Annotated in this window: 13 protein-coding genes; all 13 read left to right on the top strand. The window is 68.8% G+C overall.

All coding sequences use genetic code 11. The features are described from left to right. Window positions 1-631 precede the first annotated feature (631 nt). Complete coding sequence (gene aroC / locus EFY87_RS18475; protein WP_123272955.1) at window positions 632-1,846, top strand: chorismate synthase; 1,215 nt, start codon at window positions 632-634, stop codon at window positions 1,844-1,846. After that, window positions 1,843-2,352: a shikimate kinase gene (locus EFY87_RS18470; RefSeq protein ID WP_123272954.1), complete on the top strand. Its 510-nt coding sequence runs from the start codon at window positions 1,843-1,845 to the stop codon at window positions 2,350-2,352. Before aroC ends, EFY87_RS18470 begins: the two co-directional genes overlap by 4 nt. After that, window positions 2,345-3,430 (top strand): 3-dehydroquinate synthase, encoded by a 1,086-nt coding sequence (gene aroB, locus EFY87_RS18465; protein WP_181445520.1) that lies wholly within the window; start codon window positions 2,345-2,347, stop codon window positions 3,428-3,430. Before EFY87_RS18470 ends, aroB begins: the two co-directional genes overlap by 8 nt. A gap of 10 nt (window positions 3,431-3,440) precedes the next feature. Next, window positions 3,441-3,944 carry an O-acetyl-ADP-ribose deacetylase gene (locus EFY87_RS18460; RefSeq protein ID WP_123272964.1) on the top strand — a complete coding sequence of 168 codons (504 nt, stop codon included), beginning with the start codon at window positions 3,441-3,443 and terminating at the stop codon, window positions 3,942-3,944. Window positions 3,945-4,072: 128 nt separating this feature from the next. After that, on the top strand, window positions 4,073-4,633 hold the full coding sequence (efp, locus tag EFY87_RS18455; protein ID WP_123272952.1) for an elongation factor P: 561 nt from the start codon (window positions 4,073-4,075) through the stop codon (window positions 4,631-4,633). Window positions 4,634-4,635: 2 nt separating this feature from the next. Next, window positions 4,636-5,070, top strand: coding sequence for a transcription antitermination factor NusB (gene nusB / locus EFY87_RS18450; RefSeq protein WP_123272951.1), 435 nt, complete (start codon window positions 4,636-4,638; stop codon window positions 5,068-5,070). 181 nt (window positions 5,071-5,251) lie between these two features. Continuing rightward, a complete protein-coding gene (locus EFY87_RS18445) occupies window positions 5,252-6,241 on the top strand; it encodes a winged helix-turn-helix domain-containing protein (RefSeq protein ID WP_123272950.1) in 990 nt (329 codons plus the stop codon). Window positions 6,242-6,569: 328 nt separating this feature from the next. Further along, the gene (locus EFY87_RS20110; RefSeq protein ID WP_148043399.1) at window positions 6,570-7,058 is read left to right on the top strand and encodes a hypothetical protein; all 489 of its coding nucleotides are present in this window, start codon (window positions 6,570-6,572) and stop codon (window positions 7,056-7,058) included. Window positions 7,059-7,665: 607 nt separating this feature from the next. Continuing rightward, window positions 7,666-8,532, top strand: coding sequence for an acetyltransferase domain-containing protein (locus tag EFY87_RS18440; protein WP_158607711.1), 867 nt, complete (start codon window positions 7,666-7,668; stop codon window positions 8,530-8,532). Window positions 8,533-8,643: 111 nt separating this feature from the next. After that, window positions 8,644-9,240 carry a bifunctional pyr operon transcriptional regulator/uracil phosphoribosyltransferase PyrR gene (pyrR, locus tag EFY87_RS18435; protein WP_123272948.1) on the top strand — a complete coding sequence of 199 codons (597 nt, stop codon included), beginning with the start codon at window positions 8,644-8,646 and terminating at the stop codon, window positions 9,238-9,240. After that, the gene (locus EFY87_RS18430; protein ID WP_123272947.1) at window positions 9,237-10,163 is read left to right on the top strand and encodes an aspartate carbamoyltransferase catalytic subunit; all 927 of its coding nucleotides are present in this window, start codon (window positions 9,237-9,239) and stop codon (window positions 10,161-10,163) included. Before pyrR ends, EFY87_RS18430 begins: the two co-directional genes overlap by 4 nt. Further along, window positions 10,160-11,458: a dihydroorotase gene (locus EFY87_RS18425; protein ID WP_123272946.1), complete on the top strand. Its 1,299-nt coding sequence runs from the start codon at window positions 10,160-10,162 to the stop codon at window positions 11,456-11,458. The genes EFY87_RS18430 and EFY87_RS18425 overlap by 4 nt, the downstream gene beginning before the upstream one ends. Beyond that, window positions 11,455-12,612, top strand: coding sequence for a glutamine-hydrolyzing carbamoyl-phosphate synthase small subunit (gene carA / locus EFY87_RS18420; protein WP_123272945.1), 1,158 nt, complete (start codon window positions 11,455-11,457; stop codon window positions 12,610-12,612). The genes EFY87_RS18425 and carA overlap by 4 nt, the downstream gene beginning before the upstream one ends. The last annotated feature ends 1 nt before the right edge of the window (window position 12,613 follow it).

The raw sequence follows: 12,613 nt of genomic DNA, 5'->3' as shown, positions 1-12,613 counted from the left end.
GCGGGGTACAAACCCGCCGACCGGCATACGACCTCGAGCTGCGCGCTCCTCTCACCGAGCGGGGTAGAAGCCCACCGACCGGGGTACAACCACGCACGCCCAACGGCCGGATTTCTACCCCGCTCGATGCCGAAGTACCCCGCTCGGCGAGAAGGCGCTGGGTCCTCGACACGAGCCGAGGAGGCCGAGGACGACCGCGACGCCTTCCTGCGCTTCGCCCTTCGCTACGTTCCCCGCTTTGCTCCTCCACTACTCAGGACAGGCTTCCCCGAGCGACTCGGTCGGCCACCGGTTGGCCGATGGCCGTTCATGAGAAAATTCGCTCCGCCGACTGACGGTCGAGGTGTTCGCTGACGCCCGAAACCACCGCTGACGTCGCTGCCGGACCGTCATCGGCCGTTTCGGCCGTCAGCCGTGGCGCGGCGGGGTCTGGAAGCACTCCTCGGCGCCCTCCGTACGTTCCCCGCTTCACTCCTCCACTGGGACAGGCATCTTCCGAGCTACTCGGCCGGCCAGGGGTGCGCGCGCCGCTGCGCACTTCCAGTCCGCCCCGGCCGGCATACAGCGAGCGGCTCAGTCCGCCATCCGATGGCGCGGGGCGCGCGATGCGGCCGCATGGAAGGATCGACGCATGCTTCGTTGGTTGACTGCAGGCGAATCCCACGGACCGGAACTGACCGCCGTGATCGACGGACTCCCAGCGGGTGTCACTGTCACCGCGCGCGATCTCGCGGAGGCGCTCGCGCGGCGCCGGCTCGGGTATGGCCGGGGCGCCCGGATGAAGTTCGAGCAGGACGAGGTGTCGTTCACCGGCGGTGTCCGGCACGGTCGCACCCTCGGCTCGCCCATCGCGATCACCATCGCCAACACCGAGTGGCCCAAGTGGCAGACGGTGATGAGTCCCGAGCCGGTCGACCCCGCGGCGATGGCGGCTGCCGCGGACGTCGGCGCGTCCGGTGAACTGGCCCGCAACCGCCCGCTGACTCGTCCACGGCCCGGGCACGCGGACCTCGCCGGGATGCAGAAATACGGCTTCGATGAGGCGCGGCCGGTGCTGGAGCGAGCTTCGGCCCGCGAGACCGCCGCCCGCGTCGCGCTCGGCCGGGTGGCCGCGGCGTTCCTGGAGCAGGCGCTCGGCATCCGGCTGGTCTCGCACACGGTCGCGATCGGCGGGCAGGAGGTCTCCGACGACGCTCCGCTGCCAGGGCCCGACGACGTCGCCGCCCTCGACGCCGACCCGGTGCGCACTCTCGACGCGGACGGTTCGGCGCGCATGGTTGCCGCGATCGACGCGGCCAAGAAGGACGGAGACACCCTCGGGGGCATCGTCGAGGTGCTGGCGTATGGCGTGCCGCCGGGTCTCGGCTCGCACGTACACGGCGACCGCCGGCTCGACGCGCAACTGGCCGGCGCACTCATGGGGATCCAGGCGATCAAGGGTGTCGAGGTCGGCGACGGCTTCCGCACCGCCGCGCGCCGCGGGTCGGCGGCGCACGACGAGATCGTCCGTGAAGACGGCCGGATCCGGCGGGAGACCAATCGCTCCGGCGGCACCGAGGGCGGTATGTCGACCGGCGAGGTGCTGCGCGTCCGTGCCGCGATGAAACCCATCTCCACGGTGCCGCGCGCGCTCAAGACGATCGATGTGGCGTCCGGGGAAGAGGCCACCGCCATCCATCAACGATCGGATGTGTGCGCCGTGCCGGCGGCCGGCGTCGTTGCCGAGGCGATGGTCGCGCTGGTGCTCGCGCAGGCGGCCCTGGAGAAGTTCGGCGGCGACAGCGTGCCCGAGGTGTCGCGCAATCAGGCGACATACCTCGCCGCCATCCCGGAGCTGATGAAATGACCACTCCCGTCGCGGTGCTGATCGGCCCGCCCGGCGCGGGCAAGACCACCGTCGGGCGGCTGGTCGCCGAGCAGCTGGGCACCGAGTTCATCGACACCGACAAACTCATCGAGACCGAGCAGCAGCTGACGATCTCCGACATCTTTGTCGAGCGGGGCGAGGCGCACTTCCGCGAGCTGGAGGCCGATGCCGTCGCACGGGCGACCTCGGCCGGCGGCGTGGTCGCGGTTGGTGGTGGAGCGCCGATGACCGAGGCGACTGCGCAGCTGCTGGCGCCGCTGCCCGTGGTCTTCCTCGACGTGTCGATCGCCGATGCCGCCGGACGAGTGGGCTTTTCCGGCGCCCGTCCGCTGCTCGCCGTCAACCCGCGCGCCACCTGGACGCGGCTGATGGGGGAGCGGCGTCCGACCTACGAGCGGCTGGCGACCTGGATCGTGTCGACCGAGGGCCGCGAACCCGCTGATGTGGCAGCCGAGATTGTCGCGAAAGTGCGGAATCATGAGTGATACCAAGATGATTCGCGTCGGTGACGACTACGACGTGGTGATCGGCAATGGCGTGCTCGACCAGGTGGTGCAGCATGTGCCGGACGGCGCGCAGCGCATATTGATCGTGCACGCACCCGTGCTGGCGGAGGCTGCCGGGTCCGTCGCCGCGGCCGCGTCGGCCGCCGGCCTGACACCGTATGTCGAGGAGCTCCCCGACGCCGAGGCCGCGAAGACCGCGGACGTTGCTGTACGGCTCTGGTCGGTGCTCGCGCAGGCCGGCTTCACCCGCACCGACGCGGTGATCGCGATCGGCGGTGGCGCGACCACCGACCTCGGCGGTTTCGTGGCCGCCACCTGGCTGCGCGGAGTGCCGGTGGTACAGGTGCCCACCACCGTGCTCGGCATGGTGGATGCCGCGGTCGGGGGTAAGACTGGCATCAACATCCCCGAGGGCAAGAACCTCGTCGGCTCGTTCCACCCGCCAGCGGCGGTGGTCTGCGACCTGGACCTGCTGCGGACGCTCCCGCACACCGATCTGGTTGCCGGCATGGCCGAGGTCATCAAGTGCGGCTTCATCGCCGATCCGCGCATCCTGGAGCTCGCGGCCGACGCCGACGCGGCCACCGATGTTGCGGCATCCGTTCTGCCGGAACTCATTTCGCGGGCAGTGCAGGTCAAGGCCGACGTCGTGTCCGCGGATCTGCGAGAGGCCGGACTGCGCGAGATCCTGAACTACGGGCACACCTTCGCGCATGCGGTGGAGCAGGTGTCGGGGTTCCGCTGGCGGCACGGCGATGCCGTGGCCGTCGGGATGGTGTATGTCGCCGAGCTCTCCCGGCGCGCGGGCCTCATCGACGAGGAACTGGTGGCTCAGCACCGGCTCGCGCTGCAGGCGGTCGGACTGCCCACGGCATACCCCGTCGACGGGGACGTCGACGAACGCTGGACGGCGCTGCGTGCGGCCATGGGTCGCGACAAGAAGACCCGCGGGTCGACGCTGCGTTTCGTCGCGCTGACCGGCATCGCCCAGCCGACCCGGCTGACCGGCCCCGACGAGCGGCTGCTGCGGGCGGCATACGACGCAGTGCGCGAGTAGCGTGGCGCAGGTGCAGCTCACGACGGTATTGGTGGACATCACCACACTGGACGTGGATGCCGTTGTCAATGCTGCAAATTCGTCGCTGATGGGCGGCGGGGGAGTCGACGGCGCGATCCATCGCGCGGGCGGACCCGAGATCCTGGCGGCCTGCTGCCAGCTGCGCGCGACCGACTACCCCGACGGGCTGCCGACCGGCCAGGCAGTGGCGACCACGGCCGGCAACCTGCCGGCGACCTGGGTGATCCACGCTGTCGGGCCGGTTTACTCCCGTCGCGAGGACCGCTCCGGACTGCTCGCCGACTGCTACCGCAACTCGCTGCGGGTCGCCGATGACCTCGGCGCCCGCTCGGTGGCGTTTCCGGCGGTGTCCGCGGGCCTCTACGGCTGGCCGATGGATGACGCGGCGCGCATCGCCATACACACCGTCCGGTCCACGCGGACCGCGGTCGAGCAGGTGACGTTCGCGCTGTTCTCCGAGTCTGCGCTCGCGGCTTTCGAGGCCGCTCGGTAGACTGGTGTCCTTCCGCCGCTCCGAGCGGCTGCCGCACGCCCTGATGCCGGTGGCACACGCTGGGTGCGGTCGTCATACCTCCGGCGCCGCTGCGTCGGCCAGGCCCTCCGAAAGAGAAGAGCAACAACGTGGCGTCAACCAACGACCTGAAGAACGGCCTGGTCCTCAACATCGATGGCCAGCTGTGGTCCGTGGTCGAGTTCCAGCACGTCAAGCCCGGCAAGGGCCCGGCGTTCGTGCGCACCAAGCTGAAGAACGTGCTGTCCGGCAAGGTCGTCGACAAGACCTTCAACGCGGGCGTCAAGGTGGAGACCGCGAGCGTCGACCGCTCCGACATGCAGTACCTCTACAAGGATGGCAACGACTACGTCTTCATGGACACGAAGACCTACGACCAGCTGAACATCCCGGCGGAGACCGTCGGCAAGGTTGCCGACTACCTGCTGGAGAACCAGGAGGCGATCGTCGCGCAGCACGACGGCACCGTCCTGTATGTCGAGCTCCCTGCCTCGGTCGTCCTCGAGATCAGCCACACCGAGCCCGGCCTGCAGGGTGACCGTTCGTCCGGCGGCACCAAGCCGGCGACCCTGGAGACCGGCGCCGAGATCCAGGTACCGCTCTTTCTGGAGCAGGGCACCAAGGTCAAGGTCGACACGCGCGACGGCTCCTACCTCGGCCGCGTCAGCTGACGATGCCGGACACTCCTGCCCGCCACGGCTCGCGGACCAAGGCGCGCAAGAAGGCGCTCGACCTGCTCTTCGAAGCGGAACAGCGCGGCGTCAACGCGCGCGAACTGGTCGACCAGCGCGTCGCCGCTCCGACCACACAGACACCGCTGCCGGACTACACCGTGCAGATCGTCCGCGGCGTCGTCGAGCACTGGGCGGCGATCAACGACGCGTTGCAGATCTACGGCAGCAGCGACTGGCCGCCCGAGCGGATGCCGGCCGTCGATCGCGCGCTGCTGCGGGCCGCGACCTGGGAACTGGTCTGGGGCGACGTCGACAGCCCGGTCGTCATCACCGAGGCCGTGCGGCTGGCACAGGAGTTGTCGACCGACAGCTCGCCGAAGTTCGTCAACGGCCTGCTCGACAAGATCGCCGGAGTCAAACAGTCGCTGGTATGAGGTTCGGTGGGCACGCAGTTCGACGCGTGTGAAGTTGCGTACGGTCTCGGATATTGGTAATCCACCTCCACGCTCGGCTTTAGGTGGATACCCTTTTCCCTAAATGGAGTTACGGGGGTCGTCGTAGCTATGGCGATTCTGTGCGCTCTGGGACGCCCCGTTCGAGGGGCAGTGATCTCACATGTTTGTCGATGTCGATCTGCGGAATCTTCACGAGGTGGAGTTCGTCTTCGCTCGGCGGCCGTTTGCGTCGGCGCTATTGCACGTCGCAGGTACGGCCGGCGCCATGCCGGTCGGCATGCCCGGTGTATGGCGGCAAGAACTGCACCGATTGGTTCGGCCCCACATTCCGCATTTGCAGCTCCTGCGCTACGTGGTTCCGGAGTCGCTTTCCGAGGACATCTACACCGCGCCGCTATCGATCGACGAGAAGCTGCGGCAGATCGCTGATGCACCGGTGGACCCTCACCTGCTGGGCGCCGCGCACCACTTCGCCGAGAAGCTCCCGCTCGGCGTGCGGCAGATGATCGACAATCAGCCTCGATTCCACCAGGCGGCGGTGCGAAGCATCCGGGACTCGTCCTCGGTCACCCGCGAGTTCTGGCCGCGGGCGGCCACGCTGCTCGACCATGAGGAGCGGCGGGTCGATCTGATGCGAGGCGCGCCGGACAGTGCCGCCATCCTTGCGGGGCTGCTGCCGACCACGCGGCTGGACGGCGATTGGTTGCGTGGCATGTCGGGCACTCGCATCAAGGCACGCCTGGCCCGGAGAGTCGAGCTCTTCCCGGTGCTTGCCGGTGCACCGGCGTCCCTCGTCGTCATGGAGCCGTGGCCGGCGGGTTCGCCACAGACGCACGAAGGCATTGCGGTCGCTATCGGCTACCCGTTGCCGGGACTCAGCACGCTGATCGACGAAACGGGGCACGCGCTGCCCGAGCGGCCGCTGGAAACTCTGGTCGGCAGCATTCGCTCGTCCGTGCTGACGGCGCTGGACCGGCCGCTCGGGATGGGCGAACTTGCCAAGGCGGTCCAGCTCACGCCCAGCCGGGCGACGTATCACGTGGAGCAGCTGGAGCGGACCGGGGTGATCGTTCGCCAGCGACAGGGCAATCGAGTAGTCGTCGAGCGTACGGCGCGCGGGGAGAGTCTGCTCAATCTCTTCGGCCGCTGACCGGCGTCAGCCGGCCTTGACGGTTGTCTTTTTGCGGCGCTGGGAAGCTATTTCAAAAATCGGCGAACTGTTCGCTCGATCCGCTGTTCAACCGCCATTCTGGTCACATCATCCCGGCGCATGACACGTGTCAGGTGCTCTGGCCATGGGTCGGTGTCACCAGGCATTCCAGGGTTCAGGTCATTGCCGGGATGGGGCTCCTGCGCGTGGCGTGGGGGGTAAGCCACATCAATGGACTACGCGGTTCGTCGGGTCGTGACGCCGGACTCACGGGGCAGATGCCTCGCCTGCACGCGGTCGCCGAGCACGGGAGAATTGGAGAACACTCTTGAGCACGCAGACAGAGAAGACTGCGCACGGGCTGCGTCCGTCGCGCCGCACCATCGCCAAGGGCGCCGCGTGGGCAGCGCCAGTCGTCGCCATTGGCGCCGCCGCACCCGCCGCCTCGGCTTCGACGACGCCGCCGCCGCCGAAGGCAGTTCGGCTCGGCGTCCTGGGCCAGAGCGGTTCGGTCGGTGACACCTTCAGCTACACATTGCAAGGCTTCGACTCGTCAGCTCATCCCGGAGCGGAGTACCCCGACGGGACTACAATCACATTCACGGATGGCTTCACGATTGACCCGTCTTCGCTATCGGCAGGTGCCACCATCATTTCGCAGGCGCCGCCCACGGTGTCGTTCCCGGCTGGGGTGATGGGATTCGTGTCTGGAACGTACGCAGATCCGGGCACCTACAGCTTTACGGCTGCTGGCCCTGCCGGCTCAAGCGTTCAGTCCTACAGTGGCACGTCGACCGTGTCGCCAGCGGCACCTTAACAGACGACCGGAGACGCGTCGTACGCACGAGAGCAGGGCATCTAAGTGTTCGGGTGCCCTGCTTTCGCTTGCCTGAATAGTGCGCAGTTCCCAGGTCGTGCTCGACAGTAGATAAGGGTCGTCTGGCGATGCGGCAATCGCCTCCGCGACGACGACGGTGACCGGCACGCCGATGTCTGGGTGACGTTCGTCATGACGATCGGCAATCTGCGGGCTGGCCGTCGGGATCGATGTAACTTCGGCGACTCCATCCGGCGAGTGCCACGCTTGGTTGCCTGCACATCGCTGGGCGGCGCCGTCACCACGACCGTATCGGGTCCCGCCTATGCGGAGGTCCTCTTCGCGCCCGGACCTCGCGTCCGGAACCCTCGGGCGACCCACACCGAGCGGGGTACTTTTCCATCGAGGGGGTAGAACGCTGGCCAGGATTGCAGTGTCCGAGTGCCAGATATCTACCCCGGTTGGTGCGGATGTTCCCCGGTCGGCCAGATCGTGGATCCGAGGGAGCCGGATCGGTTTCGGCGGAGTCCCAGGAAGTATGACGAGAGCGGCACCTGGGGCGGGGGCTTCGCTTCCTCGCGCTGTTCCCGCATATGACCCCGCCTGCGTGCGGCGGGCCCGTGCTCTCCCCGCACACGGTGCGGCTTCGCCTACGCCGAGCCGAACTGTCGCCGTACCCAATGCCGCGGATCCGGGGACCCGCGCCGTCACCGCGCCTACCCACAGCCAGCGCCCCGCGCGATGGGCGGCCATCGACCTTGCCCGCGGTGTCGCCATCGTTGCCGTCGTCGCGTTCCACACCACCTGGGACCTCGGCAATCTCCGGCTGATCCGCTGGAACATCGGCGAGCACTTCGCCGGGACGGCACTTGCCCACACCATCGCCGGCACGTTCCTCGTGCTCACCGGCGCGTCACTGGTGCTGGCACACGGCCGGCGCAGCCGGTGGCCGGCGTTCTGGCGACGCGAGCTGAAGCTGGTCGCGTGCGCGCTGCTGCTGACCGCCGCGAGCTGGGTCTACCAGCCGCGCGAGGTGATCACCTTCGGGATTCTGCACTCCATCGCAGCGGCCTCGCTGCTCGTGCTGCCCGCCATGCGCGGTCCACGCTGGACGGCGTGGGCAGCGGCCCTGGTCGCGGTGGCCCTGCCGTGGATGATCCACCTGCCCGGTCGCTCGTCCTGGAGCTCCTGGACCGGGCTGGCCGACGGAACGCGTCCGACACTCGACTGGCAGCCGGTGCTGCCCTGGCTGGCGCTGGCGTTCGCGGGTGTCGGCGTTATGCGCTGGCTGCTGTCCCCGGGCCGGCCCGGCAGCGAGCACGCCGCGGCCTCCGCGAAATTGCGGTCGTGGCAGCCGGCATTCAAACCGGCCCGCTGGGTCGCCACCGCCGGGCGCCATACCCTCGCCATCTACCTGCTGCACCAGCCGATCGTGTTCGGCGTGCTCTGGCTGGTCGCCCGGTCCCGCGCATGACCGACCACCGGACCGTGGTGCAGGGCACATCGGCCGGCGCGGTAGAGTTGGCGGCGTTCGACATCCTTTAACGATTCCGTCCTGTGAGGCGGCGAAGGAGGTCTACGACGCATGGAGCGTCCTGACACAGCAGTGCCCCGACCCGACGCGGCGAACGCCTCGGGTCGCATCGTCCTCACCGAAGCCGACATCTCCCGCGCGCTGCGCCGCATCGCGCACGAGATCATCGAGCACAACAAGGGTGTGCAGGACCTGGTGATCCTCGGCATACCGACCCGTGGCGAAGTGCTCGCGCAGCGCATCGAGCGGCTGCTGCACGAGATCGAAGGCACCGACGTGCCGGTCGGCTCGCTCGACGTCACGATGTACCGCGACGACCTGCGCAGCCAGCCGACCCGCGCGGTGGGGCACACCTCGATCCCCGGAGACGGCATCGACGATCGCACGGTCGTTCTCGTCGACGACGTGCTCTACTCCGGCCGCACTGTCCGCGCGGCGCTCGACGCCCTTGGTGACCTGGGCCGCCCGCGTGCGGTGCGCCTCGCCGTACTCGTCGATCGCGGACACCGCGAGCTGCCGATCCGCGCCGACCACGTCGGCAAGAATCTCCCGACCGCGAGATCGGAGCGGGTCAGCGTGCGGCTGGCCGAACACGACGGGGTCGAAGAAGTCCGGATTGCGGCATCCGGGTCGGAGGGAATCCGATGAAACACCTGCTCTCGGCGGCCGACCTGAGCCGCGACGACGCAGAGCAGTTGCTGACCACTGCGGCGCAGATGCACGACGTGCAGCGCCGCGAGGTCAAGAAGCTGCCGGTGCTGCGCGGCCGGACCGTCGTCAATCTCTTCTTCGAGGACTCCACCCGCACCCGGTCCTCCTTCGAGATCGCCGGAAAATGGCTGTCCGCCGACGTCATCAATGTGTCGGCGAAGGGCTCGTCGGTCAGCAAAGGCGAGTCACTGCGCGACACGGTGATGACGGTCGCTGCGATGGGGGTCGACGCCCTCGTCATCCGGCATCACGCGAGCGGCGCGCCCGCTCAGGTCACCGACTGGGTCGACGCAACAGTCGTCAACGCCGGCGACGGCACGCACGAGCACCCGACCCAGGCATTGCTGGACGCCTACACGATGCGTACGAAGCTCGGCGACCTCGCCGGGCGCCGGGTCGGCATCGTCGGCGACCTGACGCATTCGCGGGTCGTGCGCAGCAACCTCATCCTGCTGCGCACCCTCGGCGCCCATGTCACCCTCGTCGCGCCGCCCACGCTGATGCCGAGCGGCATCGCGGATTGGGCTGCGGCCGAAGGGTTTTCCTACGGATACGACTTCGATGAAGTGCTGCCGACCCTCGATGCCGTGATGATGCTGCGCGTCCAGAAGGAACGTATGACGGGAGGGTTCTTCCCGACGCCGCGCGAATACACCGTCGGCTACGGCCTCACTCGCGACCGGCTGCGGGTGCTGCCGGAGCACGCGGTGATCTGTCACCCCGGGCCGATGAACCGGGGCCTGGAGATCACCGCCGACGCGGCCGACGAAGCCCGATCGCTTATCCTCGACCAGGTCTCCGCCGGGGTCGCCGTGCGGATGAGCGTCCTCTATCACCTGCTGGGAGGCGCCGAATCATGAGCGATGCCAACACCTACCTGATCAAGGGTGCCGACCTGCTCGGTGCCGGCCGCCAGGACGTGCTGGTGCGCGACGGCGTCGTCGCCGAGGTCGGCACGCCGGACGCGCAGGACGCCACCGTCATCGAGGCTGACGGCCTGATCGCCCTGCCCGGGCTGGTCGACCTGCACGCCCACCTGCGCGAGCCCGGTCGCGAGGATGCCGAGACGATCGCGACAGGTTCGGCCGCGGCGGCCGCCGGTGGCTTCACCGCCGTGCTCGCGATGGCCAACACCAGCCCGGTTACCGACACCGCGGAAGCGGCCGAGCGGGTGCTTGACCTGGGCCGCGACTACGGGCTGGTCGACGTGCAGCCGGTCGGTGCGGTGACCAAAGGCCTGGCTGGCGAGCAGCTGGCCGAGCTCGGCTTGATGGCCCGCAGCCGGGCCGCGGTGCGGGTCTTCTCCGACGACGGCCGCTGCGTGCACGATGCCCGGCTGATGCGGCGGGCGCTGGAATACGTCAAGGCATTCGGCGGGGTCGTGTCGCAACACGCGCAAGAGCCGCGGTTGGCCGACCAGTTTGCCTGCTGCCACGAGGGCGAGTTGTCCGGGCGGCTCGGCCTGCCCGGCTGGCCGGGTGTCGCCGAGGAGGTCATCGTGGCCCGCGACGTGATGCTGGCCCGCCATACCGGCTCCCGCGTGCATGTCGCCCACGTGTCGACTGCCGGGTCGGTCGAGGTCATCCGGTGGGCGAGGGCCCAGGGCATCGCGGTGACCGCCGAGGTGACCCCCCACCACCTGATGCTGGACACCAGCCTGCTGACCGGTTACGACCTGACCTTCAAGGTCAACCCGCCGCTGCGTCCCACCGAGGACATCACCGAGCTGCGAAAAGCGCTGGCAGACGGCACGATCGACGCGGTCGCCACCGATCATGCACCGCACGCGCGGCACGACAAGCAGCACGCGTTCGCGGAAGCGGCATTCGGGATGCTCGGTCTCGAGCAGGCGCTGCAGGTCGTCAACACCGTGATGGTGCAGCCCGGCCTGCTCACCTGGGCCCAGGTCGCCGACGTCATGTCGGTGACGCCGGCACGCATTGCCGGCCTCGACGGGCACGGTCGCCCGATCGCCGTCGGCGAGCCGGCCAACCTGACCCTGATCGACCCGGTGGCGACCGTCACCGTCGATGGTGCCGCGTCGCACTCGCTCTCCCGCAACAACCCCTGGCACCGCTTGTCACTCACCGGTCGCGTGCACGCCACCCTGTTGCGCGGCCGCCCGACCCTACTCAACGAGGAGATCCAGGAATGACGACCGCCGACCCACTGACCGGGCGCGGCCGCGCGACGCTCGTGCTTGAGGACGGCACCGCCTTCAGCGGCCTGTCCTACGGCGCCGCCGGCGACACCTTCGGAGAGGCCGTCTTCTCGACCGGGATGACCGGCTACCAGGAGACCCTGACCGACCCCAGCTACCACCGGCAGATCGTCGTCATGACGGCCCCGCACATCGGCAACACCGGTGTGAATGATGAGGATTCGGAGTCACGCCGGATCTGGGTGAGCGGGTATGTCGTGCGCGATCCTGCGCTGCGGCCCTCCAACTGGCGCTCGCAACGAACGCTGGAGGACGAGCTCACCGAGCAGGGCGTCGTCGGCATCTGCGACATCGACACCCGCGCGCTGACCCGGCATCTGCGGGAATCGGGCGCGATGCGGGCGGGCATCTTCGCCGGCAGCGACGCGCCGGTCGACACGCTCGTGCAGCGGGTGCGTGAGCAGCCGCTGATGGCCGGATCCGAACTCGCCTCCGAGGTGAGCACCGACGAGACCTATGTCGTATCCGCCGAGGGCACCAAGCGCTTCACCGTCGCCGCGGTCGATCTCGGCATCAAGGCGATGACCCCGCAGCGGATGGCCGAACGCGGCATCGAGGTGCACGTGCTGCCGGCCAACTGCACCTTCGAGCAGATTGCGGCAACCTCGCCCGACGGCGTCTTCTTCTCCAACGGGCCTGGCGACCCCTCGACGGCGCCGCAGGCGGATCTCCTGCAGCAGGTGCTGGAGGCGCGCATCCCGTTCTTCGGGATCTGCTTCGGCAACCAGTTGCTCGGTCGCGCGCTCGGCTTCGGCACCTACAAGCTGAAATACGGGCACCGCGGGATCAACCAGCCGGTGCTGGACCGCACGACCGGCAAGGTCGAGGTGACCGCGCACAACCACGGGTTCGCCGTGGATGCGCCACGCGACGGCGAGCCGGTGCAGGCACCGGCCGGTGCGCAGTTCGGCCGGGTGCGGGTCTCGCACATCGGCCTCAACGACGATGTGGTCGAGGGCCTGGAATGCGTTGACCTTCCTGCCTTTTCGGTGCAATACCACCCCGAGGCCGCTGCCGGCCCACACGACGCGGCATACCTCTTCGACCGGTTCGTGCAGCTGATCGAATCCAGCAAGGGGAGCAACTGAA

This window comes from Flexivirga caeni (genome assembly GCF_003724155.1).
In the GTDB taxonomy this organism is placed as follows: Bacteria; Actinomycetota; Actinomycetes; order Actinomycetales; family Dermatophilaceae; genus Flexivirga; species Flexivirga caeni.
This window is presented reverse-complemented; position numbering and strand designations above follow the sequence as displayed.

Excerpts from the sequence above, each read along its gene's own strand:
- EFY87_RS18425 (WP_123272946.1), top strand. The coding sequence starts at position 10,160 with ATGAGCGATGCCAACACCTACCTGATCAAGGGTGCCGACCTGCTCGGT.
- carA (WP_123272945.1), top strand. The coding sequence starts at position 11,455 with ATGACGACCGCCGACCCACTGACCGGGCGCGGCCGCGCGACGCTCGTG.
- pyrR (WP_123272948.1), top strand. The coding sequence starts at position 8,644 with ATGGAGCGTCCTGACACAGCAGTGCCCCGACCCGACGCGGCGAACGCC.
- nusB (WP_123272951.1), top strand. The coding sequence starts at position 4,636 with ATGCCGGACACTCCTGCCCGCCACGGCTCGCGGACCAAGGCGCGCAAG.
- EFY87_RS18445 (WP_123272950.1), top strand. The coding sequence starts at position 5,252 with ATGTTTGTCGATGTCGATCTGCGGAATCTTCACGAGGTGGAGTTCGTC.
- EFY87_RS18430 (WP_123272947.1), top strand. The coding sequence starts at position 9,237 with ATGAAACACCTGCTCTCGGCGGCCGACCTGAGCCGCGACGACGCAGAG.
- aroC (WP_123272955.1), top strand. The coding sequence starts at position 632 with ATGCTTCGTTGGTTGACTGCAGGCGAATCCCACGGACCGGAACTGACC.
- EFY87_RS18470 (WP_123272954.1), top strand. The coding sequence starts at position 1,843 with ATGACCACTCCCGTCGCGGTGCTGATCGGCCCGCCCGGCGCGGGCAAG.
- aroB (WP_181445520.1), top strand. The coding sequence starts at position 2,345 with ATGAGTGATACCAAGATGATTCGCGTCGGTGACGACTACGACGTGGTG.